Below are 21978 nucleotides of genomic sequence, written 5' to 3' on the forward strand. Positions count from 1 at the left end.
ATCTACCTCTCTATATAACTAAACGTATTAACAGCACAAGTAATTGAATGGGGACTCGGTACAATTTTTAACAGCTGCTTGCCAGGCACCTTTAAAATCTCCACCACTTGAAATCACTGTATAGAAATGTTCCGAAAAATCATATGCTATGCTCGATACAACTTGACCACTATGCAGGATAGAAAAGTTTGACTTTTGTAAAGGTGAACCCAATGCAAATTCTAAACTTGAACGACAATTAAGAAACGAACAAGAAAATCTATGGTTAGAAATCCAATTTCTAAATTTTATAAAAATCATGTTTGAGTCTACAAAAGAAAGCAATATCTCCCCGTTAGGTTTTGTATATATATGGCCCACTAAACGGATAATATTCAGTAATGGAAATCTATCCAAAATTGTTCTAAATACATCAGTAGAACACCCATGAATAGGAACAACTATTATAGTCGGATCATTCATAAACAAATTACATATATTTTGAATTTTATCATCTGCCTTAATATTATCGTCTTGTGGATCTATCAACCTCATCGCTAAAACTATTTGTTGACCCTCAACAGGAAATCCGTCCTGAAGAAGCTGTATTTTTCTTTTTCTAAAAAATCTCGAAACGTCTATATAGGAATTTAAAAGCTTTTTCCATTTTACTCTGGACCTGCATTTCTCATTTGTTAAAAATTGAATTGTATTTTGATGAAGAGACAACACAAAACTTCTCATAGCTACATAATCTTCTGAACTAACTTTTTTACGTAAAACTGAGATGCTCCCCCTGATGTTCTGTTCAACCAACATTTAATAACACTCCAATACTGATTCTACAGAGTAATTTTTATCTTCACTCTCATTAAATTTTGATTCCTGATGGATAAATGGCTCAAAGAAATCAAAAATAGGCAAAATCGCTTCCTCCAACTCAGAACTCTTTAATCTCTCACGAAAAGTCTCTTTCTCCATAATTATTTCTATAACTCCCACCTTTTCTGATATGATTTATTTTACCAAAAACGTAAAAAGCTGTAACCACAATGGCTTCCCACCGTCGTTACAGCCTTTCTCTCTTTATGTCTCCCTCTGTTCCTTCCAGGAATCGAACGGTGATTTCTCCATCAAGCTCTATTCTGATAGAGGAGTCTCTCAGAAATGTTGAAATCTATCTGTTCTTGCTTAAACAGATCACTTAAGGTCATACTGTAGCACCTATCAAGTAATCAGTTCTCTGTTAAGATTTCTCCCACTTACCATCAAACAAATCACTGTTCTCAGTTAAGAACTCTAATATAAAAATCACAGAGCGGGGGACATCTATTCCCTCATACTCCTTACCCCACAACCCCCACCTTGTGTCTACAAAAATAAATCTCTCTCAAATCCCCCAGCAACTTAATTACCTCAATTGAGGTAGTTACTCTGATACTTCCCCACCTCAATACAAAAGCCTTGGTTTCAAGGCTTTTCAACATCCCTTTCGTTCAAAGGTTTCTAGGCTTTTACGAGCAGTCCAACGCACTCAACGTGGTGGGTGTTGGGGTACATATCAAACGCTTCAACCGACTCCAGCCGCCAGCCTGCTGCCCGCAGGTAGCCGGTATCGCGGCCCAGGGCAGCCGGGTCGCAGGCCACATAGACAATCCGCTGGGGGGCCAGGGCAGAAACCTGTTCCATCACTGCCCGGCCAGCGCCCTCACGCGAAGGGTCGCAAATGACGACGTCCGGGGCGGCAAAGCGCCCAGCAGACACGTCTGCAGAAACCTGCTCAAGCACCTGCCCGACGTCCCCGCGTTCGACGCGCACGCGCGTCCGCTCAGATCTGTGGGTGCGGGAGGGCCCCTCGTCACCAAAGTTCTCAGACGCATTGCGGCTGGTCACGGGAGATCCCTCGACCGACAAAACCGTGCCCCTGTCCCCCACGGCGTCCGCCGCGAGCGCGGTGAAGAAGCCGGCACCGGCGTAGAGGTCGTAGACCGTCATGCCCTGCGACAGGCGGGCAGCTTCAAGCACAGCGTTACCCAGCACCTCGGGGGCGGCCCGGTGGATCTGCCAGAAGCCGGTGGCGCCCACGTTCCAGTAGAAGTCCTGGGCGTAGACGGTGGCTGTCTCCAGCAGGTTGGGGGTGGCGGCCCCGGCGATGATGTCGGCGGGTTTGGTGCCGCGGCGGCGTCCGCCCTTTTTCTCGGGAGTAAAGACCAGGGTGATCATGCGCTCTTCTAGAGAACCCCACAAGGATCGGGCCTGGGCCTCAATATCCGCGGCAACCTCGGCAGGCGTGGTGCGGGCAGATACGGTAAAGACCACGGCCACCATATCGGTGGCGGAAACCGCCACATCAACCCGGGTAATACCGGCTAGTTTGAGCCGGTGCAGCTCTAAGGCCTCGATGCGCTCATCGGCCAGGGGGAAGCCCGTGACTGGTACAGGCACCGAGCTAGAGTGCGGGAACATGGCGATCTGCTGGCTCTCGCGCTCCACCGCAAAATGCACTCGGGTGCGCCAGTGCAGCCCCTGCTCATCGCCGGGTAGAGCATGGACCAGCAGGTTAGCCAGTAGCGGGTGGTTAGCGGGCACACCGCCCAGGCGCACCAGCTGTTCGGTCACAATCTGCTGCTTATAGGCCCGCTGGGTGGCAAGATCCAGGTGGCCGTATTCCATACCGCCGAGAGGCTGGGCGGACGCGAGCGCGTCCGCAGGTGCCCAGGGGTGGGGGCGGCGCTGCGGTGAGGGGGCATCCACTGAGACGACGTCTGCGAAGAAGAAGCGGCCTTTGGGGCCGCGGCCGGTGATGCGGGCTGTGGCGGTCTCCCCCACGACGCCGTGGCGGACGAAGATGACCCGCTCCCCCGCCCGGGCAACCAGGGCACCACCGTGGGCGGGGCGTTCGGGGGTGAGTTCTAGGAGGTCACCGATAGCGGGTTCGGGGGAGGTGGGAAGAGTGGTCATGTGATTCTCGCTTGGGGTAGGGCTTGGGTGGGTGTTAGCAGTCAATTTGCCAGGGTACGGAGGCAACGACCACACCGGGTTCGTGGCGCAGGCGGGCTTTGAGTTTGTGCACGGTGCGGCGGTGGAAGATGCCCTGCCACCAGTGGGGCACCACATATTCGGGCAGGTAGACCACCAGCACGTCGCGGGGGGATTTTTGGCGCATATGCTGCACGTAGTCCAGCACGCTGGCGGACGGGTTGCGGTAGGGCGAGTCGAGCACGGTCAGGTCGACGGGCAGTTCGAGGGCTTCCCAGGTGTCGATGTTTTCGCGGGTGCGGGCTTCATCGACATTCACCACCAGAGCCTCGATGGAGGAAGGGCGGGAAGCTCGCGCGTAGGCCAGGGCTCGGAGCACAGGTTTGCGCACCCGCTCGACATAGATGAGGGCGTGGACGCGTGAGGGCAGGGCCCGGTCTGCGGCCAGTTGGTCGGGGTCGGCTGAGAGAGCCAGCTGCCGGTCGATGGCGCTGTAGTGTGTGTTGGTTTTTATCATGAGCCAGGTCAGAAGAAGTGTGAGGAGTACGGTGAACCAGGCACCGTGGGTGAACTTGGTAAGGATAATCACGACGAGCACCGTGACCGAGGCCCCGGTACCGATGGCGCTGATTCCGATATCGCGCCAGAGGGTGCGGCGTTTTTTGGTGTCGAGGGTGATGCGCTGGGCCCGCCAGCGGTTGCGAAGCACCGCGTACTGGGTGAGGGTCATAGCGGTAAAGACGCCCACGATATACATCTGTACCAGGGCATGCACGTTGGGCCCGACGATAGCAACTAGCAGCATGGAGCTAACGCCCAGGGCCAGCACACCGTTGGCGTAGAGGGAGGCTGAGCTTCGGGCCGACAGATGTACTGGTAGGTACTGTTTGGCCGCAATGGTGGTAGCGAGCATGGGGAAGCCGGTGAAGGCCGTCATGGCTGCGACCATCAGCACTCCGATGGTGGCAGTACCTAGCAGGATACTGGCTAAGGGCAGGCCAAAAATAGCATCGGTAATTTGCAGGAGCACGGGTACCTGGTGGAAGTCTTCGCCCGCGGGCTGCCCGTTGATCAGCAGCCCCTGAGCTGGGTCAAGGACGCTGACCACCCCGGTTTGCCGGGCCAGGTAGAGCACCCCCAGCAGGGACAGGGCAGACAGGCCGCCAATCACCATCAGGCTGGTGGCAGCGTTGCGCTGACGCGGCGGCGCAAAGGCCTTCACGGCGTTACTGACGGTGTTTACCCCGGTCAGCGCCACAGAACCCGAGGCAAAAGCCCTCACCAACAGCAGGCCAACACCGAGCTGGGTGGTCAGCACCTCGGCAGCACCGTCAGGTACCACCACCGTATACTCAGCCGATACCGCGCGCCCGAGCTGCCCGGTGGCGTCCGCAATGAGACCGCAGGCCACGGTTACCGCAAGCAGAACCAAAAAGACATAAGAGGGAAGGTGCGACACCCGCAGCATCACCTTGAGGCCGCGCAGGCAGATAAAGGTCACCAGAGCAATGAGGAAACAGGCAATCAGCCGCTGATGCCCCAGCAGTACCGGGGTAATCGACTCAAGGTACTGGGCAGCAGAAGACAGCGACACCGCAACCGTGAGCATAAAGTCAACCATCAGGGCAGCGCCCAGCACGATAGCGGCGGTTATCCCCAGGTTCTGGCGCACCAGGGCGAAGTCGCCGTGCTCCCCCACATGCTGGATGTTATAGCGGTAGGCACCCACCACAACCAGCAGAATCAGGGCAATGCCCAGCCCCACCAGGGGTGAGTAGGCTAGGGCACCGTGGCCGGCCAGGAGCAGGGTCAGCAAAATTTCGTCGGGGGCATAGGCAACCGACGAGAACCCGTCCGCCCCGAACAGGGGTAGGGCACGGCGTTTGGGCAGGTTGCCCTTCTTGGCGTGCCTGCTGGTGACGGGGGCACCAAAAATCAGGCGGGTGGCCGCGCTCCTAATATTTCTCACAGGCTCTAACCGTAGTCGGTAGAGCGGGGAAAACACAGCTATACACACCACATTTTGCTCGTGGGTCAGGACGCCTCCGCGCGGCTATGGCGCGCCGGTTGGGTGGTGGGGCCGCCGGGCGTAGACTAGAGGCAACCCTGCTGTGCGGGGTTTATGTTTGTTTCCGTCGTGGTTTCGTGAGGTGCTAAGTGCCCCATTTTGTGATTATGGGTGCTGGTCGTGTGGGCGTTATGCTGGCCCATACCCTAGAAGATGCGGGTCATTCGGTTGCTGTGATCGATCAGGATGACCGGTCTTTCCGCAGGTTGCGCAAGGATTTTGCGGGTAAGAAGGTGACCGGTGTGGGCTTTGATCGCGAGACCCTCAAGCGGGCCGGTATTGAGCACGCCTACGCTTTTGCTGCGGTGTCTTCTGGCGATAACTCCAATATTATTGCCTCTCGTGTGGCCCGTGAGACCTTTGGGGTGCAGCACGTGGTGGCCCGTATCTACGACCCCAACCGGGCTGAGTTCTACCAGCGTCTGGGTATTCCTACGGTGGCTGCGGTGCGCTGGTCGACCGACCAGGTGCTGCGCCGCATTTTGCCGGAGCAGGCTATGGCCGGTGATTTTCGTGAGGCTTCGGGACGTCTGATGCTCGGTGAGCTGCAGTTGCACGAGGACTGGGCTGGGCATGCCCTGACGGAGATTGAGCAGGCTGCCGGTGTGCGCGTGGCCTACCTGACCCGGTTTGGGGAGGGTATGCTCCCCACCAAGGAGACCTCCTACCAGCAGGGCGATACGGTGCACGCCATGATGCGCACCGAAGACATCAACGACATTGCCAGGGTGCTGGGTGCTCCCCCGGCACGCAATGCTGAGGGGGATCTGGAATGGAAGTAATCATCATCGGTGCTGGCTCGGTGGGCTCATCAAGCGCCCGCGAGCTGCTTTCTCACGGCCACACGGTCACCATTATCGACATCAAGCCCGAGGCGATTTCCCGCAGCGACATTCAGCACGCCCACTGGGTGATTGGGGACGCCTGCGAGCTGTCCGTCCTGCGCCAGGCCAAGCCCGAGAACGCGGACGTCATTGTGGCAGCCTCGGGCGACGATAAAACCAACCTGGTGGTATCGCTGCTGGCCCGCAGCGAGTTCGGGGTACCCCGCACCGTGGCCCGCGTGAACAACCCCAAAAATGAATGGCTCTTCGACGACTCCTGGGGCGTGGACGTTGCGGTTTCTACACCCCGCCTCATGACCGCTCTGGTGGAAGAGGCCGTTGAGGTGGGCGACGTCGTGCGCCTGCTGACCCTCAAGACCGGCAGCGCCACCCTGGTCGAATACACCGTGCCCACCGACCACCCGATTATTGGTCATACCGTCGATAACGTTCAGTGGCCCTACGAGACCACCCTTACCGCTATCCTGCGTGACGGGGTACCGATTACCCCCAGCGGCGACGACGTGATTGAGGGCGGCGACGAGCTCTTCTTCATCACCACCCCCACCGGTGAGGACGACATCCGCGCCCTCTTCAGCTAGCCTTCTTCCTGCTTATCAGTAAAAAGGACGCCGGCCCCACCTTCGATAAAGAAGGTGGGGCCGGCGTCCTTGTGCCTGCTACTAGAGGGCCGGAACAATCTCGTAGCGCGGGTTGTACATGAGGGGCTTCTCGCGGGTGCTCAGCATGCCCGAAACCCGAAGATAGCCACCTGCCTCTATACCCGGCACCTGACGCTGGCCCTGCCAAATCAGGGTCAGCACCGTACCTGGGCTCAGGGGCGGGAACTCCGGGTAGAGCACCCGGGGAGCCGCCCGGTTGACGCTAAACCGGGTGGTGAAGCCGGTCTCCTCATCCAGCACAGAAATCTGACCGGTTGAGGTGTCTTCGGTGGTGCTCACATCGGTGGTGTCATCAAGATCTTCACCGGTCTCTGCAATGGGCATACCCGTCATGGGGTGGGTCTTGGCCGGGGGCAGGGGCTTAGACTTATCGACCAGCAAGGTCACCTCGAACCGGGGGTTAGCCCCCACATGCGACATATGCACGCGGGTTACCCGCCCGGCGGCCCTGGCACGAAAACGCTCGGGGTACTCTTCCAGACGGGTCACCGGCCCGGCGGCCCGCTGCTGGGTAAAAGGAGACTCAGTCTCAGGCATGGGCGCTAGCCAATTTCAGTGATTTCGGGGCCGCGACGGGGCACCTCAACAGTGGGCTTCTTCTCAGCCTGGGCAGCCGCTGCGGCAGCGGCCTGGGCGGCGGCGGCGTCCTGAATGTTCTGGGGTACGCGCATGGGCAAAAGATCGCGCGGGGGCATGGGGTCAGAACCACGGTTGACCACGATGGTGCGGAAGACCTCTTCAAGGGCAGTAGCGCTCTCACCGGGTAGCACGGCCTTGCCCGAGAAGACACCGCGGACGAACCAGCGGGGCCCGTCCACACCCACAAAGCGGGCAATACGGAAGCCCTTGCGTCCGTCGGGAAGCTCAGCGGGCACGCGAGAGATCAGCTGACGCCCGAAGGGGCCGTCATTGATATCAACCTGGCCACCCTGGCGGCGCACGCTCTCAGACAGTTCCTTACGGATCTCATCCCAGATACCGCGACTCTTAGGAGCCGCAAAAGCCTGAACCTGCAAGGTGCCCTCGCCCAGCTGCAGGGTCACCGCGATAACCTGCTGGGTCTTCTGGTCCGCCTCAAGGCGCAAGTTCAGCCCGGGGTTACTCTTGACCAGCAGGCCACCCAGGTCGATGTAGCTAGAGCCGGTGCGCTGCTCGGTAATGTCAAAGGGGCCGTTATCACGGGTAAATTCTACGAAGGACGCCGCAGGCTCCTCCTGCGCGACAGGTTGCTGGGTGCCGATCTGGGCAGCCTCAGCAGGTGCCTCTTCAGCGGCGGTTTCCTTCTCGTCGCTCTCTACAGCGGCAGCTTCTGCGCCCTGCTCACGCTCAGTCGCGGCGTCCGCGCCATTCTTTTTCTTACCAAAACCAAACATAGTGCCTCCTTCGGCCCTCGCCTATCTCCTGCTCTTACTGTACGCCCGTTGAACCGAACCCGGCAGTTCCACGCTCGGTTTCGCTCAAACTCTCCACCACATTAAAAGTAGCCGACTCAAACCGCTGAATAACCAGCTGGGCAATGCGGTCACCGCGCTGAATCTCAAAAGCCTGCTCCCGGTCGGTATTGAGCAGGCAGACCATAAGCTCACCCCGATACCCGGAATCAACGGTGCCCGGTGCGTTCACAATCGTAATGCCGTGCTTAGCAGCCAGACCCGAACGGGGGTGCACCAGACCCACATACCCCTCAGGCAGGGCAATCGCCACGCCGGTCGGCACCAGGGCCCGCTCACCCGGTTGCAGGGTGAGGTCCACGCGAGAGCGCAAATCAGCACCGGCGTCCCCGGGCTGGGCGTAGGCGGGGGGCTCAATTCCCTCATCGAGCATCTTGATATCAATCTTAAGCTGGTTCATCACCCTCTTTACTGTACCGGCTTAAGCGCTCCGGTGCCGCCCACATCGGGCGCCAAAACCCCTTAGACTAGAACCTGTGCACCGGGTTTGCCCCGGCTCATACTTCACAACTTGTCCCTCGTCGAAGGAAGCTATGCCTGCTACCGCCCCCACCGTGCTGTACCGTGAACGTCTGGCCCCCGGAATCGGCCTGTGGATAGGCTGCCTGGGCGTTGGCCTAGCCTCTTTCCTGGTCGGCGCACCGATTAATATCACCGCTGGCATCGTTGCCGGTATCGTGATGTTCCTGCTGGTCGGCGGAATACTCTACGGCAGCTCCCCCACCATCGAAATTACCGAGACCACTGTACGCTTCGGTAGGGCCCGTATCGAACGTGACTATGTTGGTCGAGCCTACGCCTTCCGAGGTGAAGATGCCCGCCTCGCTACCGGCCCGGCCCTCGATGGCCGCGCCTACATGTGTTTCCGCGGGTGGATTACCTCGGTCATTCGTGTTCAGATTACTGACCCGGCTGACCCCACCCCCTACTGGATTGCGTCCTCCCGCCACCCAGAAAAAATTGCCGCCATCCTGAATGAGGGTCTGCCCGAAGAAGACTAAGACGCCCAAAGGCTGCTAAGCACCTGGCAGGCATCATCTCTATGCGATACGAGGGCGGGCCCGCGTTATATAACGCGGGCCCGCCCTCTTACTTTTGAAGTTTCTTAGTCTTTAGCTCTCGCACTCGATGCAGAACTTGAGATCGCCCTCTTCGCGAGCAATCTGGGAGCGATGACGCACCAGGAAGCAAGAAGCACAGGTGAACTCGTCGTCCTGTGCAGGGAGCACCACAACATTCAGCTCTTCATTGGAGAGGTCAGCACCGGGCAGCTCAAAACTTTCGGCCGCTGCGTTTTCGTCCTCATCCACTGCACCTGACTGCATTTCTGAGGGGCGTGAACGCAGCTCCTCAAAGGACTGGTCCTTGCTCTCTTCATCCTGCTTGCGAGGTGCATCGTAATCGGTTGCCATGGTTTTCTCCGTATTAAGTGTGCGAAGGGTAGATACCCCCTCTGTCTGGTCTGGGGTACCTGCACCTCGGTCTTGGTGTCGACCAACTCTGCGCTCGTCAGGGTCTACGACTGTGTTGAGGTGACGGGTAGAATTGTTCACCATTGCCCCCGATAATGCAAGTGCAAACTTCATGTTCTCTCTCAGCGAGTCACAATGGCTCAGACAGGGCTGATACGGGAGCAGAAAAATATTTCAAGCTCTTGCTGAACTTGAGCGAAAAACCCTTGAAAAACCGGGTTTTTTCAAAACTTCTCTCCTGCCCCCAGCTACTTTAGCTTTCAAGCACAGCTTGAGCCGGTAGTCTTTCAAGTAAGTGTAAAGATTGAAGTGAGCACCCCTCTCTGCTGAGGCGGTGCCCGGCCCCATCTAAGGAGACCGAGCAGTGCGAGAACTGCGACTTGCTGGCATTCACGACGACGGTGAAAACCTCGTCCTCGAATCATCTGACAGCGCAACCTACCTCTTGCCCATCGACCAGAACCTACGGCAGAGCATTGCCCGCGCCCGCCGTATCAGCCCCCTGCGCGGCGGCAGCGCTAGCGGAGCCTTTGGCCCCCGCGATATCCAGACCCGCTTCCGCCAGGGTGCAACGGTTGAAGAGATTGCCGCAGAGTCAGGGTGGGAGCCGGAGCGCGTGCGCCGCTACGAGTGGCCCATCGTCGCTGAACGCGCCAACATCATCCAGACAGCCCGTACCGTGGTCATCTCCCCTGCCCCCGGCCAGGGTGGAACTGCTCAGAGCCTCAATCAGCACATCGAAGCTGTATCTGAACGCTTCGACTTCTCCCAAGCCCCGATGGAGTGGAGCACCTGGCAGCAGGAGTCAGGCCAGTGGACCGTGTCTGTCGATGTAGAGCTAGGCGAGGACGCCCAGGCTAACCTGCCCCGCGGCGTCATGTTCCCCGCTCGGTGGAACTTCAACCCTGCCAACCAGAGTATCTACGCTTCAAACGAAGCCGCCTACTTCCTCATGGGCCGCGACCACTCCCACGATGCCCCCATTCCGGGCCCGGCCAAGCAGGCAGCGGCGCCCCAGGACGAGGCTGCAAGCGACATTCCCGAGCAGGCTGCTCCTGCCACCGTTGGTGTTCAGGTTGCTGAGCCCCGCATCGCCCGCGTGAGCATCCCCGAGCAGAAGGAACAGAACGAGCTGCTCGATGAGCTCACCGCCCGCCGCGGCGTCCGCTCCTTTGACCCTGCCAGCGAGCGCAAGCTAGCTGACCTGCTCGAACGTGCCCGCCGTAGCTCCCGCCCCGCCCCCGCGGCCGAGGTGCAGGCCGAACCTGCCCCTGAAGCCGAAGAACCTGCTGCGCCGGTAGCCGAAGAAGCAGCCCAGCAGCAGACTGCCGCTAGCGAAAATACCGCTAGTGAAAATACCGTAGAGCAGCAGGTACCTGAGGAGGCTACCGAGATGGGCGCCGAAGCTCCGGTAGCTCTTGAGGAAGCTCCCCTGCCCGCCGAGACTTCAAGTGCTCAGGGCGCCCTGCCTGATGAGCAGGTCCAGGAAGCTGAGGGCTCTCATGTCGCTGTGGAGCCTAAGGGGGAAGACGATATCCAGGAGGCTGAGGCCCCCCTCGCCGAGACTGCAGAAGATGCCCCTGAGGCTCAGGCCGAGCAGGTCGAAGAGCCTAAGACCCAGCAGCCCAAGTCGAGCCGGGCTAAGCGCACGAGCGTACCGAGCTGGGATGACATCATCTTCGGCAACCAGCGCCGATAGAGCCACCGTTATCCGGTGTAGGTTATGGCCCCGCGTCCGCCTGTCTAGGTAGAACGCGGGGCCTTACCGTCTGACGAGAAGCGGAAGGGGGTTGCCCTGCACCGCCAGCATTTTCGTTAGAGGCACCACAGCACCGGCAAGCTTTCAGCGCGTACACTAGATACAGTAATCTCTCTTATTTTCACCGCACCAGCCCATGTCGCGCCCCTTTCGCAGACGGGTAAAGGGCTTATAAATACTTGATAAGGAAACCGTGACCACGCCCCGTTCCCACCAGTCACCACATTCTAAAGACCAGAAGCCCACCACCGCCGACGACGCCACAGAAGCTTTCCCTTCCCCCGCTGCCGAGGGCGCTACCGATGATGCAACCGAAGCTATGCCGCTAGCTAACGGTTACGAGTACGTGACTGAAGATAGCGGGAGCACCCGTACTGTTGTGGATACGGACGACGACTCTCTGGCCTTTGGCCTCATGCGCAACGGCGACGTCGTTGAGAAACTCACCCGAGAAGAACGACGGGCAGACAGGGCTGCCGAAAAGGCCGCAGCTAAAGAAGCTGAACGGGCAGAAGAGGCCCGCAGGCAGGCGGCTCTTGCCGCAGCGGCGGCCGCAGCAGCTGAACGTGATCAGCTGAACCCCCGTCATGCGGAAGATGAGCAGGAAGAACGCAAGACCGGGTCAAAGGTCTTTTTTGTAGGTTCCGCGGTGCTCACGGCAGCCGCTATCGCCCTAGTCGCAGCTTTCTTACTACCCCTCAACGACGAAAGCTCTCAACAAACCACGGTAGAGGCGACCCCGGCACCCACGGTAGCAGAGACCAGCTCAGCGGCTGCAGAAAGTTCAACGGCGGCACCCGTTCCTAGTTTTAACACCAAGGCGCCGACTGTCACAGAACAAGACGGCGGCACCGAAGAGCCGGTAGCCCCCGGTAGCGTTCTATATGCGCCGACTGAAGAAGTTCCTGCAGTTGAGCAAATCCCCGAGCCTTCAGCGCTGGAACCAACTCTCGACAGTACCGAAGATGAGACTCCGGTGGCAGAGGAAACCCTAGTTCTTGAGCCAACCCAGGTAGCTAATGACCCGGGTGAAGTTGTAGCTCCCGGTGACGCTACTCCTGCTGACGAACCTGATCGCTCCGTCGAAACTTCAGCTACGGACGAAGGTAGCGCAGCGAGTGTCCCCTTAACTCCCGCAGATGAGGGAAACGCCGTGGCTCCTACCGCAGCGGCAGCCACTGGCTCCTAACCCCACGCGGTGGGGGAAACGTCCGCACCGGTTCTAGCCGGTGGGTAGCATCAGCAGGGGCACCTGAGTTTCCTCAAGTGTGAGAGACCCGTGCTGGCCCACCATCTGCAGGGCGTGGGGCTTGTAGTGCCGCATGTCGTAGAGGGCGATAGGTTCGCGGGCAGCCACGATAATATCGCCGATACGGCGGCGAGCCTCGTCGGTTATCGGCTGGCCAAAATAGCCGGCTTCAAAGAGTTCTTCTGAGTCAAAGACCCAGGCCTGTTCTCCCCAAGCCTCAGCCCACCGGCCCAGGGCGTCCTGGCGGGCAGAAGCGCTGGGGTCTTTCAAGTAGAGCTGCACCATGCGGGGTTCGCCCGCCGTCAGCTCAATGTTATCCAGCAGAGCCGTATCGCCCGAGTAGTCGATGCGGTTCTCAGGGGCGATATCGACCATGCCGTGATCTGCCGTCACCAGTAGTAGCACGTGCGGGGGCAGTCTGCGGGCCAGCGATTTCAGCGCGAGGTTGAGCTCTTCAAGCTGCTCTAGCCACTGGTCAGACCGGGTACCGAACTTGTGCCCGGCCTGATCGATTTCCCCCCAGTAGAGGTAGACCAGGGACGGCTTACGGGAATTTAGCAGGCTAGCGGCCAGGGTGGTTCGGGCGGCGTACCCGGCTGCGTGCACGAAGCGTCCGCCCCGCAGGCCAGCCTCGCTCAGGCCGGTGCCCGCATACTTGCTCAGCGATACTGTCGCTACATCCAGGTGGTTCTGGTAGCGCTCAAAGACGGTGGGGTGGGGCTGCCACTGGTGGGGGTCGACGGCTTTGTCCCAACCCGACAGCTGGTTCATGACGGCCCCGGTAGCCGGATTTTTCACCTCGTACCCCGCCATGCCGTGGTAGCCCGGCGGGGTCGCTGTTCCCAGGCTGCTGAGTGAAGCTACCGTGGTTGAGGGGACGGCCGAGTGAATCGGGCCAAGCTGGGTGGCCTTCTTCAGGAAGGGGGCGTAGGAGCCATAGGTACTCAGTAGGCTCTGCCCCAGACCATCGACCATGACCAGACAAACGCTACGGTAGCGGGTAGGGTCAACCCCGGCGGCGCGCAGGCGGTCTGCCAGGCCGAGCAGGTCATGACGCCCTGCCCCGTGCAGGGGGTGCGGGTCGGGGGTGATAGACCCCTGGGCGACCAGGGTGCCGCAGGATTCGAAGAGATCGGCTAGATTGTTGCCGCCATAGCCGGGTTCGGTGGGTAGGGCGTTACCGCAGTAATCGGTCAGGACGCTCATCTTAGGCTCCTGCCTGCGCGGAGCCGCCTGCTGGGGCGGCAACCTGGTTCATAGCCGCCATATGGGCAGAGCGCAGAGCGCGGGCGAAGCTCCTAGCCTGGGTGGTAGCCTCTTCCCCGTCGGCCGGGGCGCTCACGCGCAGGAGCATGTCTTCCCGCGGGCCCATACCGGTGTAGCCGTGGTCGGCGTCGCAGGCGGGGTCGGGGCAGTCTGCCGGTTGCACATCAAGGCGCTGGGAGCCCGTCCAGGCAATCAGCATCGAGACTTCTGAGACGAGGCTACCGGCCTGGTAGTGCTGGGGCTGCGGGTAGGTGTAACTGATGGTCAGGGTTCGAATACGGCTCACGTGCAGGGTCTCAACCGACACGTGGGCAAGAACCTGCTGGCCGCTTTCGTCGAGGTTCTGGTCATCTAGGTGGGCAACCAGGAGCATCTGACCGGCCAGCACCAGCACCGTAATGTGGCGGTGCACCTCGTTCTGGTCAAAGTGGGTCTCTACCTGAACCAGGTGCGAGGTAGGTACCAGCCCCGCCAGGGCTTCATCGACCGTATCGAGGACGAGCTCAGGGTAAAAGCCTGCCTGCTGAATATCCCTGGTGAGGGCTTCGGCTGCGCTGAGGTTCATCGTCTCGTCTCTTTCTAGGGTGTATCTGGCCTGTAGGTCTACCTTCCATCTTAGGTCATGGCTAGGTTACACTTAGCTGCTCATGGTTCGGCGGGCAGAATCGGTGCGCTGCTGGGGGTTGCCCAGGCGTATCTTGGCGCCCACCACCGTGAGGGTTTCTTGTGAGAGCAGGACGGGGTTGAACTCAAGGTAGGCAATCTCGGGGTGGTTGTCTTTCATCAGGGCTACCCGGGCGCAGAGGTCTTCGAGCAGGTCAACCCGCACCTGGGGCAGGTCGCCGTCGGCAAAGAGCTTGGCTGCTGCCTTGGGCGAGCGCACCATCTTGTAGACATCCCGTTCGGTCAGCGGTGGGATGCGGTGGGCCCAGTCTTCCAGCAGACTGGTGGCGTCCCCGGCCATGCCGAAGGAGACCACGGGGCCAATCAGGGGGTCTTCGATGCCGGTGAGTACCGCTGTTTGGCCGGCCGGGGCCTGTTTCTGCACGGTGAGGTCGAACCTGCCGTAGGGTTCGAGCACGCGGTGCATTTGGGCTACTTCGCTGATGAGTTCGGTGTCGCTTTCGATGCCCAGGCGCACACCGCCCAGGTCTATGCGGTGGCGCAGGAAGTCGTCAGTTGTTTTCAAAACGACCGGGTAGCCGCCTGCCCGGGCAGCGGCCTCAACGGCTTCTTCTGCGGTGTCAAAACCGTACTCGGGCAGCAGGCTAATGCCGTAGTGGGCAAGGAGTTCTTCGGTGGCAGAAGCTGGTACATCGAGCAGGTTCTCACCGCTCACCTGGGTCAGGTGCTGGGCAATGTCAGCGGCCGCAGCCTTGGGGCTGACGTTCTCGGGAGTAGCCAGAACCCCGGTTTCTTTCTCGCGCCACTCCACATAGTCCATGACGCTTGCCAAAGCCAGGATAGAAGCCCCCGGTGACTCAAAGCAGGGCAGCCCTTCTTGCAGGAGGGGGGCGCTCTCCCCCGCTGTGTCCCCCTCTGCCGGGGCGGGCGTCCGCTCATCCGGGTCTTCCCAGATTCCGCGAAGGGCGGCATCAAAGCTGAGCGTGCCGGGGAAGGCAGCAACCACGGGTTTTCCGGTACGCTTGCCTGCACGGTAAAGGACGCGGGCAACGTCCTTGGGGTCGATAGAGTCACCGGTGAGGAAGACTCCGATAGCCGCATCAATATCTGATGCTTCGAGGGCGCTGGTTGCCACGTCTTCAAGCACCTCTAGCCCGTCGATCCCGTCATCGGTGAGCCTCAGCATGGACTCGGTCACCCGCACATCGATGTTCAGGGCCTCGGACTTGTCGGCGATAATCTGTCCCAGGGCTGAGGCGTTGGAGAGGATAGCCACGCGCCGCCCAGCGGGAAGGGGCTGGGAGACCAGCACCTGGGCAACGTCGAGCACCTGGTCGAAGGTTTCGGCACTGATAACTCCGGCCTGCTTGAACATGGCATCCAGGGCTTCGGTGGGGGCGATGGAGGTCCGCCCCGAATGCCCGGGAGGGAGCTGCTGGCCGGTCACAGCGTTCTTGGCCACGAGCACGGGCTTGACGCGGGAGAGCCTACGGGCGATACGGGAGAACTTTCGGGGGTTACCGATAGATTCAAGGTAGAGGGCACAGACGCGGGTTGCTTCGTCATCTTCCCAGTACTGCATGATGTCGTTACCCGACACATCTGCGCGGTTGCCCGCAGAGACCAGGGACGATACACCGATATTGCGCTTGACGGCGGTGTTAGAGAACATGGCGCCGATAGCTGAGGACTGGCTAAAAAGACCCAGGGCGCCGGGCTTGGGGTCCTGGGCGCTGATGGTGGCGTCAAGGCGGACGCCAGGGTTATTGTTCAGCAGGCCGAAGGAGGCAGGGCCGATGACGCGCATACCGTGGCTACGTGCTGATTTCACCAGGGCTTTTTGGCGGGCGCGGCCGCGGGCCCCGTCGTCCGCGTAGCCGGAGGTGTAGATGAGGACGCCGCGGACGCCCGCCTCGCCGCAGGCTTCTACGGCTGCGGCTACCTCGGCGATGGGGACGGCGATAATAGCTAAATCTACACGGGCCGGTACTTCACCGATGCTGGGGTAAATGGGCACCTCACCGGCAGGTAGCTGATTCTCGTTGACGCCGTAGAGGGTTCCGGTGAATCCACCTGCAACCAGGGTTTTAATGACCTTGTGGCCGTTGGCTTCCCAGCGGGGTGCTGTACCGATCACGGCAACGGTGTCTGGGGCAAGGAGCTCGGCGATAGATTTGGCTTCGGCACGGTGTTCGCGGGCTTCCATCACGCCGCGGGAGCGGTCGGTGGGGTCGATGTTGAAGTAGACCATGACCAGGCCGTCTTCAAATTCGCGGGAAATCTCGTAGCCCGCATCGGTGAAGACATTGAGCATTTTGCGGTTCTGCGGCAGGACTTCGGCGCTGAACCTGTCGATACCGCGTTCGTTAGCTGCTGCTGCAAGGTGTTCTAGCAGGATTGACCCGATGCCGCGCCCCTGGTGGGCATCGGAAATCATGAAGGCCACTTCGGCCTCGGTGGGGTTGTGGGTGCGGTCGTAGCGGCCGATGCCGATCATTTCATCGCCCAGCATGATGACGAAGGCGACCCGGTTATTGTGATCCACCGTGGTGAACCGGGTCAGTTCTTTGTCGCTCAGGGTGGGCTTGTGGGTGAAGAAACGCAGGTAGATAGTGCGTTCAGACTGGCCCGCGTACATTTTTTCGAGGGCTGCCCGGTCGGTAGGGACGACGGGGCGCAGGTTGGCAGTGGCTCCGTCGCGCAGGACGACGTCCGCCTCCCAGTGGGCCGGGTAGATGAAGGGAATTTCGGCGGTCGTAGGGTGAGCCGGATCTGCTGGGGTGAAACGGGGGGCGTGGCCGTCCTGCTCGTAGCGGCCTGCGGGTGCTTCTGATTCAGTCACGGGGTGCTCCTGGGCATGCTGGGGGCGCTTTCCCCCATCATAACGCGATTGAGGTGGAGCTCACAGCCCCATGGTTGCGATGGGCCCTCTCGATGATTAGTGGAAGAATAAGAGTCGCTGCAGGCTCCCACTCATTTTTAGTAGCTGGTGTTGCTCTCGATACAGCGGGTGATAGCCTCTTCGTCCCCGGCGTGGGTGATTTCGCAGTTTGCGGTTTCGGCCCCGTTCAGGAACCAGCTCGCCATGAAGTAGAAGAAGACCGCCACCGGGATGCAGAGAATGCCCAGGGCAATACCGCCCCAGGCCATACCGGCTGTCTGCCCATGAAAGCGGGTGCGCGGGTTACGTTTGCGAGCGTGTAAGGCTTTGATACCCAGCACGATAGCTGCCACCGCAGGAATGAGAGCTAGCAGGGCAAAAACGCCCGCCATGAGCACTACAAGCCAGCTCGCCACGCCCACCGATAGAGCCATGACCGCCTGGTAGTAGCCACGGCCTCGCTTATCCCGCACCATTTCTCCATAGGGGCGGCGGTGGGCGCCTGGCACCCGGTACTGGGCAGGCTCCCCCGGGGTTTCGTAGTCCAGAACAGGAGGCAGAAGGACGCCTGTGCCCGCGGGTGCTTGCGACTGGGGGGTAAGCGGGGGCTGGGTGCTCACGGCGTCCTCTTTCTTCCTAAAATCATTGGCCCGCTACTGGGCCTTATCTTATGGTCAGCTTACCAGTACCGTCACCTCGTAATCTAGGCAACAGCCCCGCTTCTACTCACCGCATAGAGGCGAAGAAACGGGGCTGGAACTTGCTGCTACTCAGAGAACTAGGCGGTAACAGCTACCTTTTTCGGAGCAATTTTGAGCAGGGCGGCACCAATAAAACCAAGCACAACTCCCAGTCCCATGACCAGGGCTGATACACCAAAGGAAACAACCGAGGTGAAGAGAGAAGCGCGCAAGAAAGAAGCGTCCATCACCAGGTTGCGGCGGGTCTGAAGTTCTTCTGCCAGTGTTTCATCGCCAGTCTCTTGAGCTTCGCGCACCATGGCACCCAGCTCGGCATAGGTTTTTCCTTCGTAAACGGTACCTTCAGCACCTGCGGTGGCATGCTGGCGAATGGTTTCTGCCTGAGCGTAAGCAGTCAGGGGGCCTTTAACATCCTTACCGGCAAAGGCGCCGCCCATAAATTCAGAATCGGCAGGTACGCTAATGCGCTCTTCTGCGAGCTGGTTGCTAACTGTAACCCACACGGTGGCACCTCCAATCAGCATGACGATGGCGGCAAGAATCGATACAAGCCCGGCAAGGCGTGACATGGTAGGCCTCTCAAGAGGTAGTGGGTGAATATTGTCCACTGCTGAATCTTCAGCAATGTTTTATAACTATGTATTATTTTATCGTCCACCACCCCCTTATTCCACTTCGCATAAAACCTCTTAATATTCACTTAAAATAGTCCACATAACCTTATTGATAAGGTGCTTTAGACTGAATCACCTACACTGAGAGTGCCCTTTAGGGCCATATCGTGCCGCAGCCACATTAGTTCGATACAGGTATCAATTTCATTCAGACTACGGCCGGTGATCTGCTCAAATTTCGCGACCTTATTCCGCAAAGTATTCTCGTGGATATAGAGAGCCTGGGCAGCATCACGATAACTACGGCCATGCTCCAAAAACGCCCACACATACATCAGCAGGGCTTCACCGCCGCCGCGATTCTCCCACAAAGGCGCCAATAACCCCTGTCCCACAACATCCCCCAGCCAGGGAGCACACGCAACCGCTAGGCGCCAGCCCCGGCTACGCACATCAAAGCACCCTACGCTGCCCGGTTCTAACGAAGCCAAGACGATTCGTGCTTCTTCCAGCGATTCTGCAAGTTTTCCAATACGCACGGGGCACCCAAGAGCCAGAACTCCACCCCGAAGATCCTGCCGTTCACTCGCTCGGGAGGCAGCAGCGTCCGCCCCCTCAAGGGCTGGAAGCACCCCCACCAGGCACCCCTCAACCGCATCGGCTACAGCCGGGGCAAGAGCATCCGAAAAAGCGTTCTCAACCTCAGCAGCCCATGTAATCGGGGAGATCTCCCGACCCAGAACTACCTGATATTCCAGCTCCCCGGGCAGCCCCAGGCGACTAGCCAGGCGCTCTTCGTCCACCGCCTCCAAAGTTCCCTGCACAAGACGAGTTAGAAAGTCGCGTTTTTCAACCTTTCTCCGCTCGGTGTCGCTCAACAGGGCAGGTTCATAGTCGCGCGCCGCCTGAACCATGAACCACTCACCCACCTCCCACATAATCCCCATGGACTCCAGGCGTTTTTCAAAAGGCAAGCCAGAACGCTCAGCCATCTGCACAAATCTTCGCTGGGTAGCAGATAGAGCAAGGCGGTGCGCCCTCAACACAGAGGCTAGAGAAACCCCCTGCACCTTTCGGCGAGGAGCCACCTCATAGACCCTTTCACGCCCACCATCCAAGACTTCATCTACAGGAGTAGAACTTTCTTGGCACATTATCGCCGCATCAAAAACCCCTGCCACGCTATCAACCAGCTCTTCACGTGGCACTGCCCGGTACTCCGAGAGCTCATCAACAACAGCTCTTACAGCACTCACCACCAGGGCATCCTTTTCCACAACCAGAGTTCGCAGTAAAACATCCAAGCTAATGTAAGGTATCTCACGCATATCACTATTGTAGAAAATTACACACCGGAACAACATGTAATGAAAAAACCTACATTGCCATGATGTAAATCACATTATTAGTGTTAGTGCAACGCCTACCGCACCGGGGGCGTCCACACAAACAACACCAAGGGAACCAAAGATGACAGAAGCAATCTTCAAAGCAGAAAAGGTGATGCAGCCGGTACGTACCACAAAGCAAAAGCGCAAAGCCTTTATCGGGGCCGTCGCCGGGCACCTCATCGAATGGTACGACTACGGTGTCTACGGCTTTGTCGCTATCTACGTAGGCGCTGCTTTCTTCTCAGCCAACACACCAGCCGTAGCCCTGCTCGCATCCTTCGCAACCTTTGCACTTTCTTTCTTTATGAGGCCCCTCGGTGGCTTCGTCTTCGGCCCGCTCGGTGACCGCATCGGACGCAAAAATACCATGGCCCTGGTCATGTTCCTTATGTCGGGCTCCACCTTCGTGATTGGCCTGCTCCCCACCTACGAAGCCATCGGTTTTGTAGCCCCCGCTCTACTTATTCTGGCTCGCTGCCTTCAGGGGCTCTCCGCGGGCGGTGAAATCGGCACCGTCACCTCCTACGTTGCCGAATATGGAGGCCCCGAACGTCGCGGCCTAGCTACCTCTCTGCTCATGACCATCGCAGTCTCAGGCCTTATTCTGGGCTCCATCGTAGCCAACGGCCTTGCCTCAATCCTGGGCGATGCTGCCATGCAGGAATACGGCTGGCGCATCCCCTTCATCATTGCAGGCCCACTCGGCCTTATCGCTGCCTTTATCCGCTCCCGCCTTGAAGACACAGCCCAGTTTGAGGCAATTTCAGAATCAGGCCATCAAGAGAAGCGCCCCATCCGCGCCACCTTCCAGTGGAAACTCAACATCACCCTTGTCGCAGGCTCCATTGCCCTGTTGGCAAGCATGTTCTACCTTATTTTGACCTACTCCTCCACCTACTTCGTCAAGGACCTAGGATTCTCAGCTAATACCCGTTTCTGGTTCATCACTATCGGCGGTCTAACGGCGGCCTCCCTCATGCCCCTGGGCGGCCTGATTACCGACGTTTTCGGCCGGCGCTGGTTCCTCATGGCAACCTCTGCGCTCACCATCCCCGCGCTCTACTGGTACTTCACCACGGCCCCCGGCTCAACGCCGTCCGAAATCTTCCTGCCCTTTATGGTAATTTGCGTGCTCTTTGGCCTCTACTCTTCAACCCCCTACGCGGTGATGAGCGACCTGATTCCCACGTCCATTCGCGCCACCGGTATTTCCATGGGCTACAATATTCCCGTTGCAGTCTTCGGCGGCTCCGCGCCCTTCATCGCCACCTACCTGGTCAACGCAACAGGCGACATTACCTCGCCCATGTACTTCTTCATCGGTTGCGCGGTCCTTTCCTTCCTAGCTGCAGCTTTCACTACCCAGAAAAACTATCAGCGGGTTCGTGACGCCGATGCTGACCTCATGGAGAAGGTTGCTACTTCATCTATCCCCACGGTCGAGCCTAAGAAGTAACGCCAACTCGTAGAGACACAGAAAAGGCCCTCCGCCCGGATTACCCGGGCGGAGGGCCTCAATACTGTGGAGATGCGGGGAATCGAACCCCGGTCCGATGTGGCGTCAACGGGTCTTCTCCGTGCGCAGTTTGCGAAAGCGGTGTTTTCGGCTACCTTGCTTGCGCAAACACTTACAAGGCCTAACCTAGCCGTATAAAAGTCCCACCCGGCCCTACGACAAGGACGGGCAGCAGTGGCCTTTTAAACTGATGGTAGGGGCTGAGCCAAAGGCAAGCTCAGGCTACCAGACTGCATCGCTGGGATTATTAGGCAGCGAGTGCGAAGTCAGTGCGCTTAGATTCTGCACTTATTTTTTTGCAGAGGGCGTTAACGAGATAACCCTGCGTCCTCGGCACGCTTCATCCATCTCAACTCACATCGTCGAAACCGATCATCCCCATATTCTTGTATCAAAGAACGCCAAGCTAAGCGTTTTCCAGTGCTCTTTCGAGTCGCAACTCATCGGTGAAAGACACCGGCCCAATTAGCTCGGATGTACCAGTCTACCAGCTGGCTCTCCATGCTGTAAAGAGCCAGCTG

At 58.9% G+C, this 21978-nt stretch carries 20 protein-coding genes and 1 other RNA gene; 6 read left to right on the forward strand and 15 right to left on the reverse strand.

Features of this window, described 5'->3' with window-relative positions:
- Positions 1-27: 27 nt before the first annotated feature.
- The 4 genes from ACRCJM_RS02905 to ACRCJM_RS02920 all read right to left on the reverse strand — a co-directional run bounded on the left by ACRCJM_RS02905 (position 28) and on the right by ACRCJM_RS02920 (position 4927).
- The gene (locus ACRCJM_RS02905) at positions 28-798 is read right to left on the reverse strand and encodes a hypothetical protein (RefSeq protein ID WP_431463744.1); all 771 of its coding nucleotides are present in this window, start codon (positions 796-798) and stop codon (positions 28-30) included.
- Complete coding sequence (locus ACRCJM_RS02910) at positions 799-981, reverse strand: hypothetical protein (protein WP_431463745.1); 183 nt, start codon at positions 979-981, stop codon at positions 799-801. It lies immediately after the preceding gene.
- Between the two features lie 504 nt (positions 982-1485).
- Positions 1486-2940, reverse strand: a complete 1455-nt coding sequence (locus tag ACRCJM_RS02915; protein ID WP_431463746.1) for a class I SAM-dependent RNA methyltransferase — start codon at positions 2938-2940, stop codon at positions 1486-1488.
- A 34-nt stretch (positions 2941-2974) separates the two neighbouring features.
- Complete coding sequence (locus tag ACRCJM_RS02920) at positions 2975-4927, reverse strand: APC family permease (RefSeq protein ID WP_431463747.1); 1953 nt, start codon at positions 4925-4927, stop codon at positions 2975-2977.
- Positions 4928-5115: 188 nt separating this feature from the next.
- Here ACRCJM_RS02920 and ACRCJM_RS02925 point away from each other — a divergent pair, with 188 nt between their 5' ends.
- Both ACRCJM_RS02925 and ACRCJM_RS02930 read left to right on the forward strand, forming a co-directional pair.
- Complete coding sequence (locus ACRCJM_RS02925; RefSeq protein WP_237199538.1) at positions 5116-5808, forward strand: potassium channel family protein; 693 nt, start codon at positions 5116-5118, stop codon at positions 5806-5808.
- Entirely contained in the window at positions 5799-6452 is a 654-nt protein-coding gene (locus ACRCJM_RS02930; RefSeq protein WP_237185374.1) for a potassium channel family protein, read from the forward strand. Before ACRCJM_RS02925 ends, ACRCJM_RS02930 begins: the two co-directional genes overlap by 10 nt.
- 81 nt (positions 6453-6533) lie before the next feature.
- Here ACRCJM_RS02930 and ACRCJM_RS02935 read toward each other — a convergent pair whose 3' ends face one another.
- The 3 genes from ACRCJM_RS02935 to dut are packed head-to-tail and all read right to left on the reverse strand — an operon-like array spanning position 6534 to position 8384.
- Complete coding sequence (locus ACRCJM_RS02935) at positions 6534-7070, reverse strand: asparaginase (RefSeq protein ID WP_237211986.1); 537 nt, start codon at positions 7068-7070, stop codon at positions 6534-6536.
- Positions 7071-7075: 5 nt separating this feature from the next.
- Complete coding sequence (locus tag ACRCJM_RS02940) at positions 7076-7906, reverse strand: DUF3710 domain-containing protein (protein ID WP_431463748.1); 831 nt, start codon at positions 7904-7906, stop codon at positions 7076-7078.
- Positions 7907-7940: 34 nt separating this feature from the next.
- Positions 7941-8384, reverse strand: coding sequence for a dUTP diphosphatase (gene dut / locus ACRCJM_RS02945; RefSeq protein WP_237199541.1), 444 nt, complete (start codon positions 8382-8384; stop codon positions 7941-7943).
- Positions 8385-8517: 133 nt separating this feature from the next.
- Between dut and ACRCJM_RS02950 the strand changes: the two genes are divergently transcribed.
- A complete protein-coding gene (locus ACRCJM_RS02950) occupies positions 8518-8985 on the forward strand; it encodes a DUF3093 domain-containing protein (protein WP_431463749.1) in 468 nt (155 codons plus the stop codon).
- 111 nt (positions 8986-9096) lie between these two features.
- Here the strand turns inward: ACRCJM_RS02950 and ACRCJM_RS02955 are convergent, their stop codons facing one another.
- Complete coding sequence (locus ACRCJM_RS02955; RefSeq protein WP_083091691.1) at positions 9097-9396, reverse strand: DUF4193 domain-containing protein; 300 nt, start codon at positions 9394-9396, stop codon at positions 9097-9099.
- Positions 9397-9820: 424 nt separating this feature from the next.
- Between ACRCJM_RS02955 and sepH the strand changes: the two genes are divergently transcribed.
- Entirely contained in the window at positions 9821-11155 is a 1335-nt protein-coding gene (gene sepH, locus ACRCJM_RS02960) for a septation protein SepH (protein ID WP_431463750.1), read from the forward strand.
- 253 nt (positions 11156-11408) lie between these two features.
- Complete coding sequence (locus ACRCJM_RS02965) at positions 11409-12404, forward strand: hypothetical protein (protein WP_431463751.1); 996 nt, start codon at positions 11409-11411, stop codon at positions 12402-12404.
- Between the two features lie 33 nt (positions 12405-12437).
- Here ACRCJM_RS02965 and ACRCJM_RS02970 read toward each other — a convergent pair whose 3' ends face one another.
- The 6 genes from ACRCJM_RS02970 to ACRCJM_RS02995 form a co-directional block, all read right to left on the reverse strand.
- Positions 12438-13670: an alkaline phosphatase family protein gene (locus ACRCJM_RS02970; protein WP_431463752.1), complete on the reverse strand. Its 1233-nt coding sequence runs from the start codon at positions 13668-13670 to the stop codon at positions 12438-12440.
- 1 nt (position 13671) lies between these two features.
- A complete protein-coding gene (locus tag ACRCJM_RS02975; protein WP_431463753.1) occupies positions 13672-14295 on the reverse strand; it encodes a DUF5998 family protein in 624 nt (207 codons plus the stop codon).
- 72 nt (positions 14296-14367) lie between these two features.
- Complete coding sequence (locus ACRCJM_RS02980) at positions 14368-17196, reverse strand: GNAT family N-acetyltransferase (RefSeq protein ID WP_431463754.1); 2829 nt, start codon at positions 17194-17196, stop codon at positions 14368-14370.
- Positions 17197-17333: 137 nt separating this feature from the next.
- On the reverse strand, positions 17334-17855 hold the full coding sequence (locus tag ACRCJM_RS02985) for a DUF4190 domain-containing protein (protein ID WP_431463755.1): 522 nt from the start codon (positions 17853-17855) through the stop codon (positions 17334-17336).
- Positions 17856-18013: 158 nt separating this feature from the next.
- Complete coding sequence (locus ACRCJM_RS02990) at positions 18014-18505, reverse strand: aromatic ring-opening dioxygenase LigA (protein WP_431463756.1); 492 nt, start codon at positions 18503-18505, stop codon at positions 18014-18016.
- Positions 18506-18672: 167 nt separating this feature from the next.
- Positions 18673-19542: a PucR family transcriptional regulator gene (locus ACRCJM_RS02995; RefSeq protein ID WP_431463757.1), complete on the reverse strand. Its 870-nt coding sequence runs from the start codon at positions 19540-19542 to the stop codon at positions 18673-18675.
- 478 nt (positions 19543-20020) lie between these two features.
- Between ACRCJM_RS02995 and ACRCJM_RS03000 the strand changes: the two genes are divergently transcribed.
- A complete protein-coding gene (locus tag ACRCJM_RS03000; RefSeq protein WP_377129599.1) occupies positions 20021-21397 on the forward strand; it encodes an MFS transporter in 1377 nt (458 codons plus the stop codon).
- Positions 21398-21461: 64 nt separating this feature from the next.
- Here ACRCJM_RS03000 and ssrA read toward each other — a convergent pair.
- Positions 21462-21837, reverse strand: a transfer-messenger RNA (tmRNA) gene (gene ssrA, locus ACRCJM_RS03005).
- Positions 21838-21978: the final 141 nt, after the last annotated feature.

The sequence above is a fragment of the Rothia sp. L_38 genome (genome assembly GCF_050689125.1).
Classification (GTDB): Bacteria; Actinomycetota; Actinomycetes; order Actinomycetales; family Micrococcaceae; genus Rothia.

Coding starts and splice junctions, on each gene's coding strand:
- ACRCJM_RS02905 (WP_431463744.1), bottom strand. CDS start 798: ATGTTGGTTGAACAGAACATCAGGGGGAGCATCTCAGTTTTACGTAAA.
- ACRCJM_RS02915 (WP_431463746.1), bottom strand. CDS start 2,940: ATGACCACTCTTCCCACCTCCCCCGAACCCGCTATCGGTGACCTCCTA.
- ACRCJM_RS02930 (WP_237185374.1), top strand. CDS start 5,799: ATGGAAGTAATCATCATCGGTGCTGGCTCGGTGGGCTCATCAAGCGCC.
- ACRCJM_RS02935 (WP_237211986.1), bottom strand. CDS start 7,070: ATGCCTGAGACTGAGTCTCCTTTTACCCAGCAGCGGGCCGCCGGGCCG.
- ACRCJM_RS02940 (WP_431463748.1), bottom strand. CDS start 7,906: ATGTTTGGTTTTGGTAAGAAAAAGAATGGCGCGGACGCCGCGACTGAG.
- dut (WP_237199541.1), bottom strand. CDS start 8,384: ATGAACCAGCTTAAGATTGATATCAAGATGCTCGATGAGGGAATTGAG.
- ACRCJM_RS02950 (WP_431463749.1), top strand. CDS start 8,518: ATGCCTGCTACCGCCCCCACCGTGCTGTACCGTGAACGTCTGGCCCCC.
- ACRCJM_RS02955 (WP_083091691.1), bottom strand. CDS start 9,396: ATGGCAACCGATTACGATGCACCTCGCAAGCAGGATGAAGAGAGCAAG.
- ACRCJM_RS02970 (WP_431463752.1), bottom strand. CDS start 13,670: ATGAGCGTCCTGACCGATTACTGCGGTAACGCCCTACCCACCGAACCC.
- ACRCJM_RS02975 (WP_431463753.1), bottom strand. CDS start 14,295: ATGAACCTCAGCGCAGCCGAAGCCCTCACCAGGGATATTCAGCAGGCA.
- ACRCJM_RS02990 (WP_431463756.1), bottom strand. CDS start 18,505: ATGTCACGCCTTGCCGGGCTTGTATCGATTCTTGCCGCCATCGTCATG.
- ACRCJM_RS02995 (WP_431463757.1), bottom strand. CDS start 19,542: ATGGCTGAGCGTTCTGGCTTGCCTTTTGAAAAACGCCTGGAGTCCATG.
- ACRCJM_RS03000 (WP_377129599.1), top strand. CDS start 20,021: ATGACAGAAGCAATCTTCAAAGCAGAAAAGGTGATGCAGCCGGTACGT.